The organism is Proteus faecis (genome assembly GCF_003144395.1).
GTDB lineage: Bacteria > Pseudomonadota > Gammaproteobacteria > Enterobacterales > Enterobacteriaceae > Proteus > Proteus faecis.
In genome coordinates this window covers 175,384-200,363 of sequence record NZ_PENZ01000007.1, presented here as the reverse complement: position 1 = coordinate 200,363, position 24,980 = coordinate 175,384, and the positions used below count along the sequence as shown (strand labels likewise).

Below are 24,980 nucleotides of genomic sequence, written 5' to 3'. Positions count from 1 at the left end.
TATTATCTGCTCTAAAACTTGATTTTAAATGTCATTCAAACCAAAGTATGAGTGATTATTTTATTCTTAATTAAGGTGTGCGGATGGCATACGAATTTCTGACACAAGCAACACTTAAAAAATTGGCAACAGGTGAAAGTTGGCAACAACAAATTAATGATGAAAGTATTATTGATGTCAGTTTAAATATGGGGCAATTAATGATTTCTCAGCCTGAAATTGAGGAAAGCTTTATTCCCTTTAGTCAGAAACTAATGGCTTATTGTGATCAACTTGCACTTAAGTTTCCATTTATTGAATTTGCTCAGCCACAAGAATATCACTCCACATTATTAACGATTTTTAATCAACAAAATGAACAGTTTAAACTGCAACGCCCCGTATTATTGTCATGGTGCCATGAGATTGCAAAAATCTTTAATCAAACAAAACGAATTGAAATTTTATTTAATAATGTTGTCCTAACATCCAACGGCAGTGTGATATTAACGGGTATTTCAAAGGAGTTAGAACAATTTAGACAAAATATTTATCAGCAGATCCCCATTGATAACACTCTTCATAAAAATATTATTCATATCACGCTTGGGCGATTATGTGAAAATACGTCATCAGCAGAAATGAAGACACTTTATGATGAGTTAGAACTAAGCCGATCATCATTAATACTTTATGATATTAATACCCCTATCGTTATTCGGCATCCCAAATTTGTGGTGAGCAAAGGTTCACTTTCATCTGAAGTGCAATTGGGTTTAACGATGGAGTTTAATCAATTATGGCCATTTAGGTGTTATTAATAGTCAATATTAAATAATCTTCTTCTTTTTGTGACTAAAGCGATATGGCTAATTGGTATATAATCCAGCGATTCTTTTTATTCGGATTATGTGTTTAAATTATGAATGTAAAATATCGTGCAGATATAGATGGTTTAAGAGCAGTCGCTGTTATTCTAGTTATCCTTTTCCATTTAGATAATCACTTAATTCCTTCTGGATTTATTGGCGTCGATATTTTCTTTGTGATCTCTGGTTTTTTGATCTCGCTGATAATTAAAATTTCATTATCTCAAGGTAATTTTTCATTTCATGATTTTTATAATCGTCGATTATGGCGATTACAACCACTTTATCTAGTTGTATTAATCGCTGTTTTAGTGATTTCAGGGCTTTTTTACCTTCCTAGCGATTACTTAGATATTACAAATAGTGAAAAATACGCCTCAGCCTTTCTCTCTAATAAATATTTTGCGAGAGTGACAACCAGCTATGCCGCACAAGATGCACTCTTTTTACCGTTATTGCATACATGGTCTTTAGCAATAGAGTGGCAGTGGTATCTGTTCTTACCTTTTGCACTTTATTTTCTGCATAAAATCAACGTAAAAGGCTTCGTTAATCATTTTTATTTGGTGGCGTTATTTACTGTTATTTCGTTTGTTTTTGTGTTTTATTATCAAAAAGATCAACCGAAAAATTACTACTATTTTAGTACGCGGATCTTTGAGTTTATGTTGGGTGCATGTGTTGCCTATTTCCCAACAAAGATAAAACTTAATCGAAGAATAAATGATGTTATTAGTTTAATTGCGCTAGGTGTTATTGTTTGGGTCGCATTTCAAAACGATATTATTGCAGGTTATCCGAACTTTAATACGTTGTATGTTTGTCTTGGTGCTGCACTTATTATTTATACCGGGCAGCATGAGAGTATTATAAAAAAAATACTTTCATTAAAGCCGATCGTGATCGTCGGGTTATTATCTTATTCACTCTATTTATGGCATTGGCCATTATTTGCAGTTGCACGTTATATTGGAGTGTTTAATACAGAACTAGAGAAAGGATCACTGTTAGCATTAACCTTATTACTCTCAATAACTTCTTATTTTCTTATTGAAAAGCCGTTTAGAAGAAAACGCTTAGCCTTTAAATATTCGATCACACTTTTGTTAATTATTCCTATTTTATGCGCATTTGGGTTAAATGCATTAAATGAAAAATATCAAGGCATTGGAGCAAGGCTTGGGCAAAATTACGTTAATTTAGAAGCTAAATTGAACCAGTTTGATTATCCTAATCGAACTAAATGTATGAATTTTGAAGCCTCAGATCCAGATGAAATATGCCATATTGGTGCAGTGGGAAGTCAGAGAAAAGCTTTTTTATTTGGTGATTCTCATGCAAATCATTATTGGGGCTTTATGGATATATTAGGTAAAGACGCCAAGATAGATGTATATGCTCAAGCAACTTCATCATGTATTACACTTCCTAATATTTACCTTTATGACTGGTCTAATCATAAAAATGCAGTTTATCAACGTTGTTACGATCAGACGGTGAAATATTATCAACTTATTAAGAATAGCCACTTTGATTATGTAATATTTGGACAAGTTTGGAATAACTATGCGTCAAATCATGTGATTAATAAATTAGGTGATGTGAGAACCGTCGAAGCGTCTCGTCAACGTGTTGAAAAAGCGATGCGTGAAGCACTTGATATTATTATTGCCACAGGGGCCAAGCCCGTTTTTATTAAAGCAGTCAATTCTATGCCAAGTGGTTTTATGACCTGTTTTTATGAAAATGCAAAATTAAGAAAAGATTTTGCAGATAACAACTGTAACCCGAAAGACTATAAAGGTGAGGGGAATACATGGATGAATCAATTATTTGCTAAATTAAAAAAGGACTATCCAACTTTAATTATCATTGATCCTAAAGATGTACAATGTGATAAAAATGTCTGCTTAACCGATATAGACGGTGTACCGGTTTATCGAGATGTAGGACATATTACAGATTATGCTTCAACAATCTTTGGCATGATGTACCTAGAACGCTTTGCTAATCCATTAAAAAATAAAGAATAGTAAATAGATTTCTGTTAAGACAAAGCGCGATAAAATAAACGTTTTATCGCGCTTTGTCTTACGGCCATAATAATTGGTTTAGAAAATTGAGATTTGGGATTTTAATTTCAAAACTATTACAGTTTATCCTAGCGCTAATTTTATCTGTTGTGCGATTCGTTCAATAACTGGCACTACAACACTATTTCCAGCTTGTTTATATAAATTAGCATTACTCATATCTTTGGGTAATTTATAGTCAGCTGGGTAACCTTGAAAGTTAAAGCACTCTCTTGGTGTCAGTTTTCTGATGGTGTTCAGTCACAATATGTATAAATTTTTTATAGATCTAACCCTCTTATTTTGATGATTGATATATTTGGGCTAATATAATTAGCAATATATAAATTATCTAATAAGGTTCTATGATGCAGCGAAAAGATGAAGTATTTGATTACAAAAACTTGGTTGTTGGAAATGCATATAGTAAAAATGAAGCTTTGGTAACAGCTAATGTAAGACCTTTGAATAATAATAAGGAGATAACGGGAATAACAAGTTTTAATAATTGTATTGTTTTATTTGTCACATTGGATAAAAGCGGTAAAGAAAGCAGTCACAAATATAATGATATATTTCTTGATAATGGTAAAAAGTTTCACTGGGAGTCTCAGAATAAAAATACAATAGAAACACCTCATATGAGAAAAATTTTTACTGGAGAAACAGTTATTTTATTTGTTCGAACTCATGAAAAAATAAAAAGTAGTAGCCAACCTTTTATTTATATCGGTCGACTGTCTTATATAGAACATAATGGCAATAAACCAGTTCAAGTCTTATATGATGTACTTGATTATCAGAAAAAACCCAATAAAGCATTAAGTGCTATTTATGCCTGGGAAAAAATAGATACTTTAGATATTGATAATAAACTTCCCGAGATATTGAAAAAAGAAAAATTAAGCTATCAAGGTCGAGTTGCTGATGTTAAAAAGAAAAAGGTAATTGAGTTGTATGCAATGAATAAGGCAATAGAACATTATGAACAGCAAGGCTTTGAAGTATTAGATACCTCTTCTAATAGTCCTTATGATTTAGAATGTCATAAAAATGATACGATTAGGCGTGTTGAAGTTAAAGGCACGACGACAGAAGGTAGTGCGGTTTATGTTACTAGTAATGAGGTTGCATCAGCTTGTTCAGATGAGTGTGAAACAGATTTATATATTGTAAATAATATCGATATTTTTCTACAAGAAGATGGTAATTATTATGCTGATGGTGGTTCTGTTAATATTATTAAAAACTGGAAACCAGAAGAAAAGTTTTTAGAAGCTACTGTCTATCGTTATCATCTTAGTAAAAAATAATTCATAAATAGATGTAGTTAAAATAAATTAATAATCAAAAAATGTGCGCAATAAAAAAGAGTGTTGTTATTCTAAAATAAAGCGCACTTTTTATTTTTAAATATATTAATGATCAAGAGAAACTGAATGAACATGTTCAAGCTGTTTTAATGAACAATAAAATTCAGGTAAGGTAATTTTTTGTCTCACTAACAGTTTTAAATTCACTTCAACGCGTTCTTTTTTGATATCGCGAATAGTCAGATTTTCAATCACGTTTTTATGGCTTTTTAAATACTCAATTAACAGAGGAACACCACTTTCATGAGTAAATAACATACGCACTTTTATCTTACCTAAACGTTGATTTTTCATCTGAAAGAGCACCACTTGCGGGCTAAGTTGAATAGCCATAAAAAAGAGAACGGTCACAATCATGGCATGCCAATAAAAACCTGAGCCACAAGCAATACCAACACCCGCTGATGCCCATACAATGGCGGCTGTTGTCAGGCCTGAAATAGCATCATCACGTCGATGCAATATAACACCCGCGCCAAGAAAGCCGACACCACTGATAATTTGCGCGGCTAATCTCATGGGATCACTACGAATATTATCGGAGATATTGGCGTAATATTCCGCGGATTGAATAGAAACAATGGTTAATAAACAACTGGCAACAGCAATAATAACACAGGTTTTAAAACCGACTGGTTTCCCCTTTGATTCACGCTCTAAGCCAATAAGGCCGCCCAAAATAAAGGCGGCCAGTAATTTAGCGATACTTGAAAGTGATAAAGGGCCAATGCTGTCAACAAACTGTATTAATGCATTCATGGTTTGCTCCTAACGTTGGCTTATTCCTTTATTTTAAAACTAGGGTGTTGCAATACTTTCTTGTGCTTTTTTATCTTCGTTATTTTTCTTTTTACTCACGTCATCTTTAAAGAAGAAGATAAAGAATATGCTTACAACGGTGGCAACGATTGCTGGGTATATCCAGAATGTTGACCATTGTGGTAAAGCTGCATCGCCTGTTTCTGTTACGGTTGAATTAAAGATTTGACCACAAATAGTGGAAGCAAATAATAAGCCGAAACCATTAGAGACAATAAAGCGTAGACCTTGTGCTTGAGCACGAATTTCTGGTTTGGCTTTGCGGTCAACATAGATATCACCAGCAGTAAAGAAGAAGTCCCAACATAATCCCTGCAACATCAATCCGATAACGATAAAATAAAACTCGGTATTTACCGCTGCATAAGAGAAGAATATTGAGCGAATGATCCAGCTAACAGCACCTAAAAGTAGCGTGATTTTGAAGCCAAACTTCATCAAGAAGAATGACAACACAAACATAAACAGCACTTCACAAGCTATACCGATTTGCATAATAGACGCTGCATTATTAAAACCTAATGCTTTAATAAATACCGGAATATAAGCGGAATAAGCTGTTTTAGGGATCATTAAAATAAAGATACTAAACATTAAGATAGCAAAATAACGATCTTTAAATAATGAAAGTGCATCTAAACATAAAACATCACGAGCAGAGAATGGCTTACCTTTCGCTTTAGGTGGCGTATTAGGTAAAGTAAAGCAGTAGAAACCGAGTAAAACTCCCACAGCCGAAGCGATATACCAAGTCATAGTACTACCAGAGAAGCCCATTTCACCTAATATAAATCCGATAGCCATAAAGCCGAACGTACCGAATACACGAATAATAGGGAAGTATTTCACGCCGTTAATATGAGAGAAACTAATACTATTCGAAAGCGCAGTTGTTGGATAAAACAATAATCCAATAATGAAAATTAAAAATAAAGTCATACCGCTATTTTGTGCTTCAATAAATTGAGGAACACAAATAATGACTGCGGCATTAATTAAATGAAGGATGCCCATGACTTTTTGTGAAGCAAAGAAACGGTCAGCCACCATACCAATAAATAATGGGGAGATAATTGTTGCGACGCCTAATAAAGCGTAGGCATTACCAATAATGCTTGCCATACCATAGCTACTTAATACTAGCCCCATGGTCATATTCCATGCACCTTGCATAAAATATTGCACAAACATCATAATCAGTAAGCGAGAGGTTATTTTCATATCCATCATCGTTCTCCTCTTAATTTGTTTCTAACGTTAACCCGTCGTAGGCAACGCGGATATTGTGAGGAGCACAAACAGCTTCTAATTCGTGATGAAGCAATTTACCACTATGTGAAATATGTGAAACGGCAATTTGTGTATCTTGATGTAAACAACCTTGCTGTTGTAGTTTTTCTTTCGCTGCAAATACGGTTTCTAGACTCATATGATTATCAGTACGATCTTTACCATTGAGTCCATAAGTACATTCAAAAACAACAATATCAAGAGGTTTGTTTTCTAACCATTTCCATGTCAATTCAGGGAACCAACCAGAATCATGACCATAGAAAATCACCTTGCCATCTTTCTCGATATGATAAACATAGCAGAGTTCCCATTTAGCATGATTAGCCAGCAATGGCGTAATTTTATAACCGTTTCTTTCGACAGTAACAAAAGGAATTAAGCAGTGAAAAGCAAAACGCTCTTTGCTGTAACCAGGTAAAACTTCGATACAGCCATTAATTGCGCGATCATTACCAAAAATATGAAGGGGATGGTTAATTTCAAAACCATAACCTTCCATTCGACTAAACAGATCGCCAACATTGAAATGATCAGGATGCGTGTGAGTGAATAGAAGGCTCTCAAAATGAGTGGCATCCATTCCATCACGCATTAATTGATAACTAAATGTAGGTGATACGTCGATTAACATAATGTCATCGACAATGGCAGAAGAGTGAGTTCTGATATCTTTCCCACCCATTTCTCTTGCTTTCAGGCAGTGTTCACAACGGCAGAAGGGATTGGGTATGCCTTCTGAGGCAGCCGTCCCTAAAAAATGAAGTTTCATAAGAAATCCCCTTATCCTATTGTTTTATTATGATTTTATTAATTATCTGGTGTTGGCTATCTATAAGGTATAGATGAATTTGAACGTTCCAATAATAAAATGGTGGAGGTTGTTTGCCAATAAATGAAGATCAGATCAGTGATCTTATTCAAATTAAATTTATTATCTTATTGATTAATATTGTTATATTTTTCAATTGAGATTGATAATTATTTATTTACCATAAGTAACAAGAGCTTGTTTTATAAACAACTTTTAAATGGAACGTTCAAATCAATTAGCAGTAGTCGCGATAAATAATTCAGGTATGCTAGTGAAAGCAGAAATTGAGATGGAAAAAGGTCAATGGCAACGATTAAAGATATTGCAAAATTAGCAGGTGTCTCTCATGGAACGGTTTCTAACGTATTGAATAAACGTGGAAATGTAAGTGTTGAGAAAATTGAAGCCGTGTATCAAGCCGCCAAACAAATGGGTTATCAATTAAATACACAGGCTCAACTGTTAAGAACCAGTAAGAGCCATAAAATTGCGATACTTTTACCCCAATTAGTTTCTGAAAAATATGCGGTTTTCTTTAATTCGCTAAGGCAGTCTATTGCTCATTTCACCGAGGTTACTTACGATCTTTTTTTAACAGACGATCTTGAAACAACGGAATTAGAGGCATTACAGAAAATTGCTGCGGGTGGCTATAAACAAGTGATCACCGTTAGCTGTCTTAAAGATGCCAATATCTATTTTGACACGTTAAAATTACCCCCTTCTCAAGTTGCATTTGTTTATCGCCAGCCACTGAATACGCAAAAATTCTTCACGCTTGATTTTACCCAAGCAGCCGAAGCAATTTGTCAACAAATTGCAAAAACGCCAGGTAAATTAGTGGGTATTTTTATGGGGAGTAGCGATTATTTAAATAATCAAAACTTTGCCACTCAATTACAACATCGACTTTTAGAAACGGCTCCCAATAAAAAAAATGTGGTGCTTTGTGCATCAGATGAAGAGAGTTATAAAATTGCGTTTGATTTCTTTTCTCTGGAGCAAATCCCAGACATATTTATTGCTCAAGATATAGAGAAAGCACGTTATTTAACGCAAGCGAGTTATTTCGGTAGTCATAATGATTGTCCTCCTATTTTTGCATTGAGCGATAATATTCCACCTGTATTAAAAGGGTTGTATTACTTTCCTATGAATTACGCTCAACTTGGATTAGAAGTCGTAGATGCATTAATGCAAGTAGAAGACGAAAGTGAAATAACTGGAACTAATGTGACTTGTGTGCGTAATCAAAGTGACCATCTTTATACTTTAACGCCGGCCGTTATGAGTGAGGATAAAGCAGATATAAGTCTTAATTTACTGATTTTGCCCAGTCCTTCAACTAGCGCATTAAAAAAGCTGTTACCTCATTTTTATCGTCAAACAGGGATTAAAGTTAATTTAGCAATACATCCTTACGATGAAGTTTATCAAATTTTAAGCCAGTTACATTTGCATCCCTATTATGATTTATTGCGTATTGATATGGCCTGTTTTCCTTGGTTTGCTGAAAGAATATTACAGCCATTAGATAAGATTGGTAATGGGCTAACGGACTTATTAAATAATTTTTCACTACCTACTCAGCAGAAATTTAGTTTAGTAAATAATGTTGCTTATGCGATGCCTTTTGATGCCAGTGCGCAACTTCTGTTTTATCGAAAAGACTTGTTTGAAGATCCTATTTTAAAAAGAATGTATTACGAGAAAACAGGTAATGAATTAACCGTACCAACAACATTTGAAGAATATGATAATGTGACGCAGTTTTTTACTGAACAACATGAAGAAGGGCAATTAAGTCGACCAATGGGCGCTTCAACAACATTGGGTAGTGCGGGGTTGATTGCAACAGAATATCTATTACGTTATTACGCCAAAGGTGGGTGTTTAATAGGAAACGATAATATTCCTAGATTAAAAATGCCTTTAGCGGGTGAAATATTAGAAGAGTATTTAAAACAGTTGTCGATTACTGAGAATATTCATAATAAGTGGTGGAGTGAGTCGGTTAGGCAATTTGAGCAAGGGCATCTTGCAATGCTGATCGCTTATATGAATTTATTTAACGATGTTGCTCATAGTAATATTTTACCTAAAATAGGTTTTGCACCTGTACCCGGAAGTATTCCACAATTAGGCGGTGGCGTATTAGGGGTTTCGCGTTATAGCCAAAAATCACAATATGCAGAGCAATTTTATCGTTGGCTTTATTCCCCAATAGTAATGGATCACCTTATTTTATTAGGTGGAAACAGTAATCATCAAAATTTCAATCATAATCAAGAAATTAGTCATCGTTATCCATGGATGACATTGGCTTATCAAGAAATTAATAAGGGAATACGAGAATCTTCGGTACCTAATGGTAAGTTATTTAATTTACGCCAAGCCGAAATTATTATCGGACAAGGTATTACTAATGTCGTTAATAATATTATGACCATAGACGAGACTATCGAATATATAAATCAGCGTTTGTTAATAGATACTCAAGGTGAACGGTAGGGTTTGCTTGTGGTCACAAAAATAGCAGGGGGTGATGAGATCCCCTGTGTATGAACTATCACTCGCCAGCTAATGCTCTTGGAAATAATAAGTTGTTTTCTAAGCTAATATGATCCATTAAATTGTCGGTTAAATAGGTCATCATGCGTCAGGCTAATGGCGCATGGGCGTTTTACTATGTCAAAATGACCATAATAACGGTCATAATGACTATGAGGTGTTTTTATGGGCTTTTCTGTTGATGTGTTGGCTAACATTGACATTGAATTACAAAAAGGTGTTGGTCACCAAGATAGGTTTCAGCGACTGGTAACTACACTTCGACAAGTACTAAATTGCGATGCTGCAGCACTACTTCGTTATGAGCCTCACCAGTTTATCCCATTAGCCATAGATGGCCTTGTACCTGATGTATTAGGGCGTCGTTTTTTACTAGAAGGGCATCCTCGTCTTGAAACTATAGCGCGAGCAGGGGATGTGGTACGTTTCCCTGCAGACAGTGATTTACCGGATCCTTATGATGGCCTTATTCCAGATAGAGAACATTTAAAAGTTCATGCTTGTGTGGGGTTACCACTATTTGCAGGACAAGATTTAATTGGCACTTTAACACTCGATGGAATGGATCCTCATCAGTTTGATACTTTTAGTGATGAGGAGCTTAGGTTAATTGCGACATTAACTTCTGGGGCATTAAATAATGCGTTATTGATTGAGCAACTCGAAAATCAAAATATGTTATTTACACCAATCAATACGTTTAAGCCGACAGTAAAAACAGAAATTATTGGTTTATCGCCTTCGATGATGCAACTGAAAAAAGAGATAGAAATTGTTGCACCCGCAGAGATGAATATTTTAGTGAGTGGCGAAACAGGAACCGGTAAAGAGCTGGTGGTAAAAGCCATTCATGAAATGTCTCATCGTGCAGATAATCCGTTAGTCTATTTAAATTGCGCAGCACTTCCTGAGAGTGTGGCAGAAAGTGAATTATTTGGTCATGTGAAAGGGGCTTTTACCGGCGCAATTAGTCATCGTAGCGGTAAATTTGAAATGGCGGATAATGGAACGCTATTTCTTGATGAGATAGGGGAGTTATCATTATCTCTCCAAGCAAAATTACTTCGTGTCTTACAATATGGTGATATTCAACGAATTGGTGATGATCGCAATTTACGCGTTAATGTGCGTGTATTAGCAGCAACAAATTGTGATTTATGGGAGGAGGTATTAGCGGGAAATTTCCGTGCCGATCTTTTCCATCGTTTAAGTATCTTTCCTTTGCATGTTCCGCCATTACGAGAAAGAGACGAAGATATTTTGCTATTAGTGGGTTATTTCTGTGAGCAATATCGTCAGCGTTTTAACCTTACTCAAGTGATTATTAGCCCTGAATTACGCCTTTATTTATTGCACTATTCCTGGCCAGAGAATGTGCGTGAATTAGAACATACTATTCATCGTGCAATCGTATTAGCGAGGGCAGGGAATAAGACAGACAGTCTTATTTTACAAGTTAGTCATTTTGCTTTAGGTACAGAAAATCCAGTTCACTCTGTTTCTCACCCCCTAGTTTCTGAAGAAAATAATTTAAAAGAAGCAACTGATGAATTTCAGCGAAGTTTAATTAAACAAGCATTGTTGCGTAATAACCAAAATTGGGCGGCTACTGCACGAGAATTATCACTTGATCCGGCTAACCTACGTCGTTTAACAAAACGTTTAGGATTAAAATCATAATAATCTAAAAAGAATGTCTAAATAAAAAAAGGTAATTTGGGTGCGTGGTCCAAATTACCTTAAATAATTATGTTAGGATGATAATTTGTTAATAAGTTTCTATTTTCTGAATGCGTTCACCGTGATGGTTACCAGTTCTGTTAACGTGCTATAAAATTGGCTATACCCACTCATTTTTAATTTATTTAAATAGTGAGGTAGCCAGGTGGTCAAATGAAGGGAAAGTAATTCATTAACCGCGTCTTCTCTTTTTTCTGATGCCAATACCGCAGCTTGAAATAACATCAAACCAATATGATCAACAGGCTCTGGAAAAGGCGTGTTTATTTTTAAACGTTCTCGTTTTAAAAATTCACTCAGTGCAAGGGTAGAGTCCCCTTGTAATAAACCTTCAGGATCTAAATAGACCGAACCCCAAGGAGGAGCGGGCAACGCATTGGGGCCAACAAAAAGATTTTGCCATTGAGTTTTTAATTGCTCTGTATTGATAGAAACGGAATCAATTAAACGTTCACACAGATGGTTTTCAATTTTACAAGGCCACTGCGTGATAAAATCCCCTGTTTTAAAAAAGTTGAGTGCAGTTTTATTGGTGTCATCATCTGGTGGGAATAAATAACAAATTCCCAATAAATTAAATGCAGCTGCATAATAAGAGAGTCTGCTCATAATTTTTGATACTTCCTTAAACAAACCCCAATTAATGAGGTTTGTTTTTTATTATTTAAACGACTTGCTCAATGACAACTAGTGAATTGAGTAGAAAACATAGCGCAACATAAAGTCAGCGATAATTGCGATCACACAGCCAAGCGCAAAGATAGACTCTGTTGATTTATCTTGGTTTTTGGGTGTGAGGAATTTCACTAAACTATAGCCACAAGCCAATACTGCAAAGGTGGCTAAGATCCAGCATGTCGTCCGTAACGAACCAATGGAGTAATAGACTTGAATAGGTGATAACGGAAATGTCACCGATTTTTGGCTATAGAGCATACTAGTTAAATATTGCTCATAAAAAGGTTGATACAGTAGTCGACCGATTAAGCTAAATGCCATTATTCCCCATAATTGCCATTTCCAGCGCATTGGGAAAGAGTCTTGTGGTATTTCAATACCTAACTTACTGCCTATGCGTTGTAATACTTTGATCATCAAAAAGAAAATAGTGGCACCAAGTGTTAACATCGCCCCGAAGAACATGATGTAAGTGTTAGGGTTCATCCATGTCAAAATAGAGGTATGGCGATAAATCGATGCCATACAATAAATATCAAATAGCCCAATCAGAATACTGGTACTTAATAACAGCATTGAGAGTTTGCGAGTGCGCCAGAGCCATAAAAAGGTTAAACCTAGACAACCAACAAATATAGCTGTGATGGCAACTTCACGACTTAGCCAAGCAGAAAAAACATTTCTAATCGCATTAGGGGCATTTAATGGCACACCTAAGTGAGTGATTGAGGCAATAGAGCCTAAACCTGCTAATCCACAAATAATAAATAAGGCCAATAGCATAAAGCGGTAGTAGCTTTCTGTATTGAGATAATGAGAAAGGCGACGCGCAAAAAGCCCTGTTGTTAACGCAAGACCAATGGTCGCATTCATCATAAATGTGAAGATTAATAATGACCATTCATTCATTTTCTTTCTCCCTTATTATTAATTCCGTCATTATTGGCACCCTGATGTGGGTTAATAACAAGGTTGGGATGTGTTATTTCAGGTGAAGGTAAACCCGTGACATAATCTAAATCACCATAGCGTTCACGGAGTTCATTAATAGGGCCAAATTGGATTGCACCTAGTGGACAAGTGGCGACACAAACCGGTTGTTCACCTTTTTGTTGCAAATCGATGCAAAAATCGCATTTTGACATCTGTTTGGTTTCAGGGTTCATCTGTGGCGCCCCATAAGGGCAAGACCACGCACAAGCACCACAACCGACACATTTATCTGTATCTACCATGACGATGCCGTCACCTTCACGCTTATGCATTGCTGTTGTTGGACAGTTTTTAACGCAAATCGGGTCGTCACAATGATTACAAGAGATGGATAACGTGTAAGCAAAGACATTATTGATCAGCGCGCCTTTAGGATTACGGGTATAACCACCACCCGTGATTTCATAGACACGACGAAATTTGCGTCCAACATCAAGATTGTTTTTATCTTTGCAAGCCACCTGACACGCTTTACAACCTGAACAGCGAGCGCTGTCGATATAAAATCCTAACTGCTTGCTACTTACAGCGGGATAAACGATAAATTTACTCATGCTTTTGCTACCTCGACCAATAATGTTTGGTGAGCATTGCCGTGTGCCATTGCGGTGCTACGGGATGATGTTAATACGTTGGCACATCCACCTTGATCTATACCTTTTGCATCAGGTTGCCACCAAGCACCTGCTTGCAAGGCGACGACACCAGGCATAATTCGTTGTGTTAATTTGACGGGAACCATCGTTACCCCACGATCGTTATATACTTTGACTTTTTCGCCTTCTTTGATGTTTCTATCTTCGGCATCTAGCGGATTTAACCAGAGCTCTTGGCGTTGTACTTCTTGTAACCACGGGTTGGCAAATTGCGTCGAGTTTGCGCGGTTACGCCCTTTCCATGTGATAAGTTGTAACGGGAATTTATCTGTTAACCTATCTTCAGGGCCCTCAATGGCGGGTACATAATGAGAGAGTGCAGGAATATCGACATTATTCATGTCATATAAGCGTTTAGAGAAAATTTCAATTTTGCCTGATGGCGTTGGGAATGGGTTATTCTCGATATCTTGGATATTTTTCTCAAACGCTACATTTTGAGTATGAGGACGATGTTTTAATAGATGACGGCGTTTAACCAATAGCTCTTTAAAGGTTGGAATACCGTCTTCAGGGCGTTTAACACTGGCGTCATTAACTAAATATTCAATCCAATCGCGGTCTGTCTCTTTACCTTCGCTAAATTGTTCGCCCACCCCTAATTTATTGGCAACTTCACGTAACCAATCGTAGTCAGTGCGACGCTCAAATTCAGGTTCAATCACTTTTTCAGAAAGAATAATATAGTCGCCATAACTCCATGTACCACCGATGTTCCAGCGTTCTAAGAAGCTAGTTTCTGGCAGTAAAATATCGGCGTATTTTGCACTTGGTGTCAGATAGAGATCACTACAAACAATAAATTCTACTTTCGATTCATCTTCAAGTACTTTCGCGGCATGAAGAATATCGGTATTTTGGTTTGTCATGTAGTTACCGGCCATTGAGAAAATCATCTTGATTTCCGTATCAAGTTTCTCGGCATTCAGTAACCCATTCTCAGGTGTGACTAAATTTTTATCTTCACATGCTTGTACCCAGTTGGTGATATTGATTTTCGCTTTTACTGGATTGGTTAATAGACTTGGTCCCGCGATGGTTTTACGCAGTTCAGAGTTTAATGCCATACCATAACCAGCAGCCCAACCACCACGAACACCCACATTACCGGTAATAGTGGCAAGTAATGTTGCCCCACGCGCCGTCCGTTCACCACAAATATGGCGCTGAGGACCCCAGCCTTGTATTAATGCCGCTGGGTTTGTCGAAGCATATTCACGGGCTAATTGGCGGATAGTATCAGCAGGCACTTTAGTGATAGGTTCTGCCCATTCAGGGGTTTTCTTAATGCCATCTTTTTTACCCATCAAATAGGCAACTAAAGATTCATTTTTACCTACACCTTCTGGCATTTGGTGTTCATCAAAGCCAATAGTGTATTTATCGATAAATGCTTGATCGTGCAGGCTCTCACTGACGATGACATACATCATCGCATCCATCATGGCATTATCTGTTGTTGGCAGTAATGGGATCCACTGATCAGCTAAAGAAGAGGCGGTATCAGAATAACGAGGGTCAACGACAATAAATTTAGTGCCGTTTTTCTTCATTTTTTGGAAGAAATGGTTTGAATGGCCAAAAATAGTTTCGTTAGGGTTATGACCCCATAAAATGACAAGCGGGGTATCTTCTAACGTGTCGAGTGTACTACCACTGGCGGCGGTGCCGTAAGTATAAGGGGTGACAGCAAGAGTATTGCCGTTACTGACAGAGTGATAGTTCTCCAGAAAACCCCCAGTGATATTAAACAGGCGACGTAACATATTCGCACCTGAGAAAATACCGCCAGTGACACCTGTGCTTAAGCTAACAAAGCGAGATGCTGGGCCATATTGATCATTAATACGTTGCATATTTTGTGCAATAAGCGTGGTCGCTTCTTCCCACGTGATACGTTCAAATTTGCCTTCACCACGTTTACCTACACGTTTCATTGGGTATTTTAAGCGGTCTGGGTGATAGACAAATTTACGATAACCACGGCCTCGTACACAGGCACGCATAATTGGCATTTCTTCATCTAAGTCAGCATCAGGGCGTGTACTAATTCGGGTGACTTTGCCATCTTTTACATGGGCTCGAATATCACATTTACCGCCACAGTCAAAGCTGCTGCAAGTTGAAACAACGCGTTCACCCTCTTCGGTCATTATTGATTTTACTGGGATAGCGTTATCTGTTGTCGCAGCAAAAGAGTTTGATGCGAGAAAAGGAAGGGTGACTAATGCTGAGCTCGCTTGAATAAAGTGACGGCGGCTAACATTGTTGAGAATACTCTTTGTATCACTATCGTGATCGGACTGATTGCTCATATGAACTCTACCTTAAACATAATAGGCGGATCCCGATATACCCGATACTTGATATAAAGAATGTGCGTGATTTTTCTAGGCTATGAATAAAGGGAATGTCTGGTATCCGCTGCATTATTATTGAATGCATAGATAATTGCAGAGTGCTCTAAATCACCTCTGCGAGAGGGATAGTAGTTGATTAATCTTTTGCCAACATTCTAAAACCAGACAATGACATTTGAATTTCAGCCTATTTCCGAGGTGTGTTAAAAGCGCGTTTTTTGATTGTTAATAGAATTTATTAAATAGATATCAAGAAGGTTGAAATTTCATATAAGTCACTTGCATTGTTTATTTAAATATATAGCGATTTTAATTATATAGGTCATTATTTGCTGGTGTGTAGAGTGTGGGATAACTGCTATATTAAAAGAACGAAAATAGAAAGAGAGCTACCTAAATTGTGAGAAATGTACCTTTAAAAAGCGTTGATTCACTTGACCGAGATGTTATTGCGCTGGGTACAGACTATTTGCCCAATACGTTGTTAGAAACTCATCAACATCGCCGAGCTCAGTTTTTATACCCTGCCACAGGTTTAATTGAAGTGAGTACAGATGATGGTGAGTGGGTTATTCCACCGTCTTGTGGCGTTTGGATCCCGCCAGAAACTGGGCATGAAACTCGTATGTTAGATGTGAGCACCCGAAGCTTGTATATTGAGCCTTCAGCAGCACCTCGTCATAGCAAACAATGTGAAGTGGTCAGTGTTTCTCCTCTTTTTCGTCAACTATTGCTTGAAGCGGTAGATGTGCCCGCAGAATATGATAAAAAAGGGCGAGATGGCTTTTTAATGCAGCTAATTTTATGTGAATTAGCGAAAGCAAAACCGTTACCGTTTTTTGCACCTATTCCGCAAGACAGTAAATTAGCGAAATTATGCCGTGATTTTATTCGTGATCCTAAAATAGATTCTTTACCTCAACAGTGGGCAGATAAATTACATAAAAGTGAGCGCTCTTTTAGCCGTTTTTTCCGTCAACAAACAGGGATGTCATTTTCACAATGGCGACAACAAGTCTGTTTGTTGAATTCATTAACACAAATCTTATCCGGTCGTGGGATCACCGAAATTGCTTTTGATTTGGGTTATAACAGCGCTGGCTCTTTCTCAACGATGTTTAAAAAGCAGATGGGGCAATCGCCTTCTCACTTTAGTATGGATGGATTAAATATAGATTGTTTTTAATATCCAAATTAAGAACACCTATTTAAAAAGTATATTCTTAATATAAACATCTACATATTAATACGTAAGTAATATTAACTATGTAGATTGTTTTTAAATAAGGTTTTTTGTCTTTAACTACTTGAATTTTTTATATGGTGACTTTTTTATAAAGGTTTAAATATACAATTATAATCATCTTAATAAGATTAATAATAATTAGTTTTTTATGTCTAACACAATGAATAAATTATAATTATTCTTATGTGAGTATTTTTTTTGACTTATATCTATTTTTTAGTTGTTTTGTTTGTTATTTTTTATCTCAAGATGATTAAATAATTATCACATAGTATACGATTGTTCATCTTAAATAGGTTATACACATCATTATTACAGTGATATATAGGATAAAACCTGTATCATTTTTATATTTAACTATAATTAAAAATTAACTAATAGTTTTAATAAAATTATTGTTGCAATAGGGTTAATAATAATATGTCAAAGGGCGCTTCTAATAAAAATACAAGCCAAAAAATAGGCTTGCTTGCACTTGTTGCTATCGTCATTAGTTCAATGATAGGCAGTGGTGTTGATGGTCTACCACAAAATATGGCTGCAACATCGGAAGTCGGTCCAGTTATTGTTGCTTGGCTTATTTGTGGTTTTGGCATGTATTTTATTGCTCGCATTTTTATGGTGCTATCTGACGTTCGTCCAGATCTCCAAGCGGGTATTTATATGTATGCTCGTGAAGGATTTGGATCTTTTGTCGCTTTTATTGTGGCGTGGGGCTATTGGTTAATGACCATATTTAGCAATGTTGCTTTTGCTATTATGGTTATGGATACTTTAAATTATTTTTTACCTGGTGATTTTAAGGGGGGAAATAATATTCCTTCTATTATTGGTGCCTCCATTCTCATCTGGGGATTTAATTACCTTGTTTTATCTGGTACAAAGCTAGCGGGTGCAATTAATATTATTGGTACATTTGCTAAGTTAATTCCTTTAAGTATTTTTGTTTTTATTCTCGTTTATTTTCTTAATTATGAAGAACTCACCAATAATTTTTGGGGAAATTCTGCCTCTATACCCGCTGATAATCTGGGTTCTATTTCAGAACAAATATTAGCGCCACTCGATGTTGCTTTGTGGTGTTTTATCGGTGTAGAAGGCGCTGTTGCGTTATCTGGACGCGCTCGAAATAAGAAAGATGTGAGTAAAGCCACTTTGATCGGCTTTATCGTCTCACTTATTATTTGTATTTTTATTTCAATATTACCTTTTGGTGTTTTATCTCAAAAAACATTGAGCATGATACCAACCCCATCTACGGCAGGAATATTAAAAACAGTGTCAGGAGATTGGGGGGAATGGTTAATTAATATCGGCGTTTTGGTTTCCGTATTAACCAGTTGGTTAGCGTGGACAATGATTTGTGCTGAAATTCCTATGGCCGCGGCTCAGAATGGAACTTTCCCGAAAGCCTTTGCCACTAAAAATGAAAATGGCGCTGCTAGCGTATCACTTTGGGTCAGTAGCCTATTTATGCAGTTAGTCGTCTTTGTTGTTTATTTCTCCAATAATGCTTGGTTAACAATGTTAGCCATTTCCGCATTAATGGTTTTACCTGCTTATTTAACTTCTTCTGCATATTTATTACAACTCTGCTTATCAGGTGATTTTTCTAAATATGCAGATAAAGGAAAAATCTCAGCCTTGGTTAGTGGTTTTATTGGATTAGCCTTTTGTCTATTTATGTTTTATGCCTGTGAAATAAAGTATTTAGCAATGGTTCCTATTTTACTGACTTTGGGTATTCCCCTCTTTGTGTGGTCTCGATACCAAGAGAAAAAAGTGATATTTACGCCCACAGAACGCATGTTCTTTATTTTTATTATCATGCTGGACATATTAACTATTATTTTATATTTGAATGATTTTATTAAATTTTAATTTGATTATTGTGAAATGACTAACTTATTTTTTGTGAAGTAAAATGAGTAATGTAATGTAAACCTAATAAATATAGGTATTTGATACCTATGGAGGTGTCCGTGAAATTTAATCATAATGTATTATTTGTCTCTTCATCTGGGCTAAAAGAAGATAGCCCGGCTAAACAGGCATTAACATCTTTACAAAAAGCAATTGCTGAACGTGGATTTGTAGCCCAAATTGCAGATAATATTCATCATGGCATTAAATATATAAAAGAAAGCCCAAAATATAGTGCTATTGGTATTTTTTGGGATAATAACAATCCCAAAATGAATATAGAAGCCGAAGGTTTTATTTCATTATTCAGACAGAGAAATTCAGATACACCGATATTATTAATCTCCGAAGAAAATATTACAGATAATGTCTCTATCAATATTCTCAAAGAAGTTAGCGAATATATCTATCTTTATTCAGAAACAGCTACATTTACGGCGAATCGCATTTATACGTTAATCCATCGCTATGCAGAAAGCCTTTTACCGCCTTATTTTAAAACATTAAAAAATTTCACTGAGGATGGTGATTATTACTGGGATTGCCCTGGGCATATGGGCGGTATGGCATATTTAAAACATCCTATTGGCATCGAGTTTATTAATTTCTTTGGTGAAAATATGATGCGGGCGGATATTGGTGTCGCTACGGCTGAAATGGGTGATTATCTTATTCATGCCGGTCCATCAAAAACATCAGAAGAAATTGCCGCAGAGCTATTCGGTGCTGATTGGACATTTTATGGTGTGTCTGGTTCATCAGGCTCTAACCGTATTGTTGCTCAAGGTGCTGTAGGCGCTAATGAAATCGTAGTCGTTGATAGAAACTGCCATAAATCGCTTAATCATGGTTTGACGCTTTCACAAGGACGCCCTGTTTATTTGAAACCAACACGTAATGGATATGGATTAATTGGCCCTATTCCAACCAAACGATTATCACAAGCAAGTATTAGTCAACTGATAAAAGAGAGCCCGCTAGCAGAAGGTGCCGTTAGTACGGAGCCTACTTATGCCGTGGTTACCAACTGTACTTATGATGGTTTTTGTTACAATGTCAATGATGTCGTAAAGAATTTAGCCGTCAGTGTACCTCGTATTCATTTTGATGAAGCATGGTATGCTTATGCGCGTTTTCATCCTCTGTATAAAAATCGTTTTGCGATGGATGTTGCTGAGGATATGCCAAACCGTCCTACCATTTTTGCAGTGCAATCAACACATAAAATGTTGCCATCACTCTCTATGGCATCGATGATCCATGTGAAGAAAAGTGATCGTGCACCTTTAAATTTTGATGATTTTAATGACTCATTTATGATGCATGGCACAACATCGCCTTATTACCCAATTATTGCTTCTATTGATGTTGCTGTTGGTATGATGAAAGGTGAATCAGGTCTATCTTTAGTACAGGAATCGATTGAAGAAGCCATTGGTTTTCGTAAGGCGGTTGTCTCTGTCAAACGTCAATTAAAAGAACAGAATGGTGAATCAGAGTGGTTCTTTGATGTATTACAACCGACCCAAGTACGTGATCCGAAAACAGGTGAAAGCCACAGTTTTGAGCAAGCGCCTCTTAATCTGTTAAGCCAAGAGTCAGATTGCTGGACATTAAAAGCGGGTGATAAATGGCATGGTTTTTCTGATGAAGATATTGCCGATAGCGACAGTATGCTAGATCCTGTGAAAGTGACGATAACTTGCCCCGGAATTACCGCGGATGGCCAATACCAAAAAATGGGTATTCCTGGTTATATCATCACGAAATTTTTAGATGATCGTCGTATTGAGATCGCAAGAACAGGAGATTACACCATTTTAATTCTGTTCTCTGTCGGAGTGACAAAAGGAAAATGGGGAACACTATTAGAAAGTTTACTCACCTTTAAAAAACTCTATGATTCAAATGCGTTAGCGACAGAAGCAATCCCATCACTTAAAGAAGCGTCTCCTAAATATGCAAAAATGACATTAAAACAACTTTGCCAAACTATGCACAATAAGATGGATGAGTTGGATTTAATGAAACATATTAGTGAGGCGGTAAATACTGACCCTACACCTGTAATGTCCCCTGCTGATGCTTACCAAAAAGTGGTTCGTTATAAAGCAGAGCATATCCCTCTAGATGATTTTTCAGGCCGTATTTCTGCGACTATGTTAGTCCCTTACCCACCAGGAATTCCTGTACTTATGCCTGGTGAACGCCTACCTAAAGGGGATCAAGGTATTATTGGTTACCTTAAAGCATTACAGAACTTTGATAAAGAATTCCCAGGATTTGAGCATGAAATTCAGGGAATTAATGTAGATGAAAACGGAGATTTTTGGGTTAGAGCCATTGTTGAAGATGAACGCGAGGCGAAAGTGTTGCCTTCACATATAAAATTTAAACGCCATGTTTCTGCTATTAAGAAAGGCCGTCAATAATCAATAACGAGATAACAATTTTATCAAAATATCTGGCACTGATTAAAGTGCCAGATAGGATTATCTGGAGATAAGAGGTTTTTTATGGCGAACAAATCTGAAATAACATCATCAAGTAACGCCACGAATACAACGGGAAATAGTGGTGCCAAATTGGGCTTATTGGCACTCATTGCAATTGTTGTAGGTTCAATGTTAGGTGGTGGTGTGTTTAGCTTGCCACAAAATACCGCAGCAAGTTCAGCAATAGGTCCTGTGCTTATTGCATGGATTATTGCGGGTATTGGCGTTTATTTTATTGCTAATGCATTTCGCTTGTTATCGGATTTAAGACCCGACCTTCAGGCAGGTGTATATATGTATGCACAAGAGGGTTTTGGTTCTTTTATTGGATTTAATGTGGCTTGGGGTTATTGGTTAATGACTGCATTTGGTAATGTGGCATTTGCCGTTATCTTGATGGATGCATTTGATCAGTTTTTCCCCGGTGTCTTTACTGACGGTAATAACTTAAATTCGATTATCTGTGGTTCTATTTTAATTTGGGGCTATAACTTTTTAGTGTTATCAGGAACGAAAGTAGCAGGCTTTGTTAATACACTCGGAACCATTGCTAAATTAGTGCCATTGATTTTATTTGTTATTGTGCTTGGTGTTCTTATTGATTATTACCAATTATTTAGTAATTTTTGGGGAACATCTCCTCAAATCATGAGCACTGTTGGTAATAAGTCAGAGCCTGTATCGTTAATGTCACAAATCTTGGCACCGATGACGGTAACATTGTGGTCATTTATTGGTGTGGAAGGTGCTGTTGTTTTATCGGGTAGAGCAAAAAATAAGAAAGATGTGGGTAAAGCAACCTTATTAGGATTTTTATTGGCATTAATTATTTATATTCTATTATCAGTATTACCCTTTGGTGTTATGCCTCAAACACAATTAGCTCAATTAAGTAATCCATCAACAGCGGGTGTATTAGCGAAAGTTGTTGGAAATTGGGGAGATTGGCTAATGAATGTTGGGTTGATTATTTCTGTATTAGCGGGGTGGTTAGCATGGACAATGTTATGTGCTGAAATCCCAATGGTTGCAGGTCAAAAGGGCGCATTTCCTAAGGTCTTTGCTCGTACGAATAAAAATCAAGCGGCAAATACATCATTGTGGGTAAGTAGTATTGTTATGCAGGCGGCAATGCTATTAGTTTATTTTTCTAATAATGCGTGGAATACAATGTATAACATTAGCGCGTTAATGGTTGTTCCTGCCTATATTACTACAACACTTTATATCACCAAGATTTGTATTAATCGCCAATATGATCAATATGCAAAAACGGGAAGACAATTAGCATTATTGAGTGGTGTATTAGGTGTTATTTTCTGCCTCTTTATTTTGTATGCAAGCCAAATTCAGTATGTGGCGTTAGTGCCTATTTTGTTAACTTGCGGATTGCCCATTTTTATTTGGTCACGTAAAGAAAAACATGATAATAAACCTATTTTCCAAGCAAAAGAGATACTTTATTTAGCCATTTTATTATTGCTTGATGTCGTCGTAGTAGGGTTATTAATGAAAGGAATTATTACGCTTTAATATCACTTAATATTGCAGTTAATAACCTCACGCACCATTATATTGCGTGAGGTTATTTATCATTAAGTGGATTTTATCTTACTGTGCTACGTAAGCAATAAGGTAAAAAAATCAAACTAAGTGCTGTAATAATTGCTGTGGCGATTAATACGACGAAAAAGGCATTTTCAAAGGCTAAATTTGCTTGGGATATTACAAGAGAAGCCACGTCAATTGGCAATTTTTCTGCCACAATAAGCGCTTCATCTAAACTATCATATACCGCCTCATCAACGGTTAATGAATTAGGTAATACCAGTTTTAAGGTATATACCGTACTCATCAAACTGCCCATAAATGTCACACCAATCACACTACCTAGCTCATAAGCGACATCTTCAATTGATGCGGCCATTCCTGCTTGCCTATCGGCAACACTCAACATAATTGACGCCGATGCGGTGGTAAAAATAATACCTAAACCAAAGCCAATTAAGAATAAGCTACCCATTAACACCATGGGTGATGTTGTTTGATAAACGGCAATTAACCACAGATTTCCCACTAAAGTGAGCATAAATCCAGCAATAATTAAGCGAACTTCACCTAAACGCACCAAGAAATAACCTGCCAATGGCGAAGCAAGTACAGAACCAACAGGAATAGGTAAAATGACCAGCGCAGCGTTAAGTGGGGTAAAACCGGCAACAAGCTGTAGACGTTGACTAAGCAATAATTCAATGCCCACTATGATCACCATAGAAAGTACAGCCATTAAAATACCAATACTAAAAAAACGATTTTTAAATAGCCTAAAGTCAATCATTGGGTGAGTTTGTTTACGTTGACGTAGAGTAAATAGAGTGAGAAAGGCGACGGCAATAAGGGTGGCAGTCGTAGCTTCACTCCACTGTGTATAAGGTTTTCCTATCTCTTTTAAGGCATAAATGGCACTGATCAAACCCACTAAAATGAGTACTGAGCTTAAATAATCAATTTTATGATCACCATGTCCTGAAAACTTAGGGATAAGCCAAATAGAAAACGGCAACACCAAAAGAACAATAGGGACGTTAATTAAAAAGACAGAACCCCACCAGAAGTTATTTAATAAAATACCGCCAATTAAGGGCCCTAAAGCTGCACCGCCAGATGCAACTGCAGACCAAATACCAATGGCAATAGCGCGCTCTTGTGGATCGCTAAAAACTTGACGCACTATTGATAGTGTTGCTGGCATACTCATTGCTGCCCCCACAGCTAAAAAACCTCGAGAAGCAATTAATGAGGTTGCTGTAGGTGAAAATGCGGCACACAATGAAGCGAGCGCAAATAGCGGTAATCCACTAATAAATAATGTTTTATGACCTATTCTGTCTGTGAGCATACCTGCTGCGGGTAATAATCCGGCAACAATTAATGGATAAGCATTCATTATCCAAAGTTTTTCTGATGCACTTGCGTTTAAATCATGAGTTAAACGTGGCAATGCGGTATAAAGCACGGTTACATCTACAACAATGAGAAACAGCATGCTAGATACCAGAAGTAATACTATCCAACGTTTATAATCTTTTATCATAGAAATCT

18 protein-coding genes and 1 pseudogene are annotated in these 24,980 nt (G+C 36.6%); 9 read left to right on the top strand and 10 right to left on the bottom strand.

Annotation, left to right across the window (positions count from 1 at the left end):
- The first annotated feature begins 83 nt into the window (after positions 1-83).
- A complete protein-coding gene (locus tag DK858_RS01950) occupies positions 84-800 on the top strand; it encodes a hypothetical protein (RefSeq protein ID WP_109395994.1) in 717 nt (238 codons plus the stop codon).
- A 101-nt stretch (positions 801-901) separates the two neighbouring features.
- Positions 902-2,881 carry an acyltransferase family protein gene (locus DK858_RS01945; protein ID WP_109395993.1) on the top strand — a complete coding sequence of 660 codons (1,980 nt, stop codon included), beginning with the start codon at positions 902-904 and terminating at the stop codon, positions 2,879-2,881.
- Between the two features lie 123 nt (positions 2,882-3,004).
- Here the strand turns inward: DK858_RS01945 and DK858_RS18475 are convergent, their stop codons facing one another.
- On the bottom strand, positions 3,005-3,163 hold the full coding sequence (locus tag DK858_RS18475) for a DNA cytosine methyltransferase (protein ID WP_390897029.1): 159 nt from the start codon (positions 3,161-3,163) through the stop codon (positions 3,005-3,007).
- Between the two features lie 122 nt (positions 3,164-3,285).
- Between DK858_RS18475 and DK858_RS01935 the strand changes: the two genes are divergently transcribed.
- Positions 3,286-4,233 (top strand): DUF3427 domain-containing protein, encoded by a 948-nt coding sequence (locus tag DK858_RS01935; RefSeq protein WP_109395991.1) that lies wholly within the window; start codon positions 3,286-3,288, stop codon positions 4,231-4,233.
- Positions 4,234-4,338: 105 nt separating this feature from the next.
- Here DK858_RS01935 and DK858_RS01930 read toward each other — a convergent pair whose 3' ends face one another.
- From DK858_RS01930 to DK858_RS01920, 3 genes are read right to left on the bottom strand one after another with little or no spacing between them, the layout of a single operon-like run.
- The gene (locus DK858_RS01930) at positions 4,339-5,052 is read right to left on the bottom strand and encodes an MgtC/SapB family protein (RefSeq protein WP_109395990.1); all 714 of its coding nucleotides are present in this window, start codon (positions 5,050-5,052) and stop codon (positions 4,339-4,341) included.
- Positions 5,053-5,091: 39 nt separating this feature from the next.
- Positions 5,092-6,339 (bottom strand): MFS transporter, encoded by a 1,248-nt coding sequence (locus tag DK858_RS01925; RefSeq protein WP_109395989.1) that lies wholly within the window; start codon positions 6,337-6,339, stop codon positions 5,092-5,094.
- Between the two features lie 13 nt (positions 6,340-6,352).
- Positions 6,353-7,174 (bottom strand): MBL fold metallo-hydrolase, encoded by an 822-nt coding sequence (locus tag DK858_RS01920; RefSeq protein WP_109395988.1) that lies wholly within the window; start codon positions 7,172-7,174, stop codon positions 6,353-6,355.
- 345 nt (positions 7,175-7,519) lie between these two features.
- On the opposite strand from DK858_RS01920, the gene DK858_RS01915 reads away from it, so the two are divergent.
- Entirely contained in the window at positions 7,520-9,727 is a 2,208-nt protein-coding gene (locus tag DK858_RS01915) for an extracellular solute-binding protein (RefSeq protein WP_109395987.1), read from the top strand.
- A 58-nt stretch (positions 9,728-9,785) separates the two neighbouring features.
- Here the strand turns inward: DK858_RS01915 and DK858_RS01910 are convergent.
- A pseudogene (locus tag DK858_RS01910) lies at positions 9,786-9,860 on the bottom strand (iron-sulfur cluster repair protein YtfE); the annotation flags it as partial.
- A gap of 92 nt (positions 9,861-9,952) precedes the next feature.
- Between DK858_RS01910 and norR the strand changes: the two are divergent.
- Positions 9,953-11,467, top strand: coding sequence for a nitric oxide reductase transcriptional regulator NorR (gene norR, locus DK858_RS01905; RefSeq protein WP_109395986.1), 1,515 nt, complete (start codon positions 9,953-9,955; stop codon positions 11,465-11,467).
- A gap of 99 nt (positions 11,468-11,566) precedes the next feature.
- On the opposite strand, the gene dmsD is transcribed toward norR, so the two are convergent.
- The 4 genes from dmsD to DK858_RS01885 all read right to left on the bottom strand — a co-directional run bounded on the left by dmsD (position 11,567) and on the right by DK858_RS01885 (position 16,169).
- Positions 11,567-12,136 carry a Tat proofreading chaperone DmsD gene (dmsD, locus tag DK858_RS01900; protein WP_109395985.1) on the bottom strand — a complete coding sequence of 190 codons (570 nt, stop codon included), beginning with the start codon at positions 12,134-12,136 and terminating at the stop codon, positions 11,567-11,569.
- 78 nt (positions 12,137-12,214) lie between these two features.
- Entirely contained in the window at positions 12,215-13,114 is a 900-nt protein-coding gene (locus DK858_RS01895) for a dimethyl sulfoxide reductase anchor subunit family protein (RefSeq protein ID WP_109395984.1), read from the bottom strand.
- Positions 13,111-13,752 (bottom strand): DMSO/selenate family reductase complex B subunit, encoded by a 642-nt coding sequence (locus DK858_RS01890; protein ID WP_109395983.1) that lies wholly within the window; start codon positions 13,750-13,752, stop codon positions 13,111-13,113. The genes DK858_RS01895 and DK858_RS01890 overlap by 4 nt, the downstream gene beginning before the upstream one ends.
- Positions 13,749-16,169 carry a DMSO/selenate family reductase complex A subunit gene (locus DK858_RS01885; RefSeq protein WP_109395982.1) on the bottom strand — a complete coding sequence of 807 codons (2,421 nt, stop codon included), beginning with the start codon at positions 16,167-16,169 and terminating at the stop codon, positions 13,749-13,751. The genes DK858_RS01890 and DK858_RS01885 overlap by 4 nt, the downstream gene beginning before the upstream one ends.
- Before the next feature lie 445 nt (positions 16,170-16,614).
- Here DK858_RS01885 and DK858_RS01880 point away from each other — a divergent pair, with 445 nt between their 5' ends.
- From DK858_RS01880 to DK858_RS01865, 4 genes are all read left to right on the top strand, one after another.
- Entirely contained in the window at positions 16,615-17,400 is a 786-nt protein-coding gene (locus DK858_RS01880; RefSeq protein ID WP_109395981.1) for an AraC family transcriptional regulator, read from the top strand.
- A gap of 480 nt (positions 17,401-17,880) precedes the next feature.
- Positions 17,881-19,341, top strand: coding sequence for a basic amino acid/polyamine antiporter (locus DK858_RS01875; RefSeq protein ID WP_109395980.1), 1,461 nt, complete (start codon positions 17,881-17,883; stop codon positions 19,339-19,341).
- Between the two features lie 101 nt (positions 19,342-19,442).
- Positions 19,443-21,815, top strand: coding sequence for an Orn/Lys/Arg family decarboxylase (locus DK858_RS01870; RefSeq protein WP_109395979.1), 2,373 nt, complete (start codon positions 19,443-19,445; stop codon positions 21,813-21,815).
- An 84-nt stretch (positions 21,816-21,899) separates the two neighbouring features.
- Positions 21,900-23,411 carry a basic amino acid/polyamine antiporter gene (locus DK858_RS01865; protein ID WP_109395978.1) on the top strand — a complete coding sequence of 504 codons (1,512 nt, stop codon included), beginning with the start codon at positions 21,900-21,902 and terminating at the stop codon, positions 23,409-23,411.
- 73 nt (positions 23,412-23,484) lie between these two features.
- On the opposite strand, the gene DK858_RS01860 is transcribed toward DK858_RS01865, so the two are convergent.
- Positions 23,485-24,972: an MFS transporter gene (locus tag DK858_RS01860; RefSeq protein ID WP_109395977.1), complete on the bottom strand. Its 1,488-nt coding sequence runs from the start codon at positions 24,970-24,972 to the stop codon at positions 23,485-23,487.
- Between the last annotated feature and the right edge of the window lie 8 nt (positions 24,973-24,980).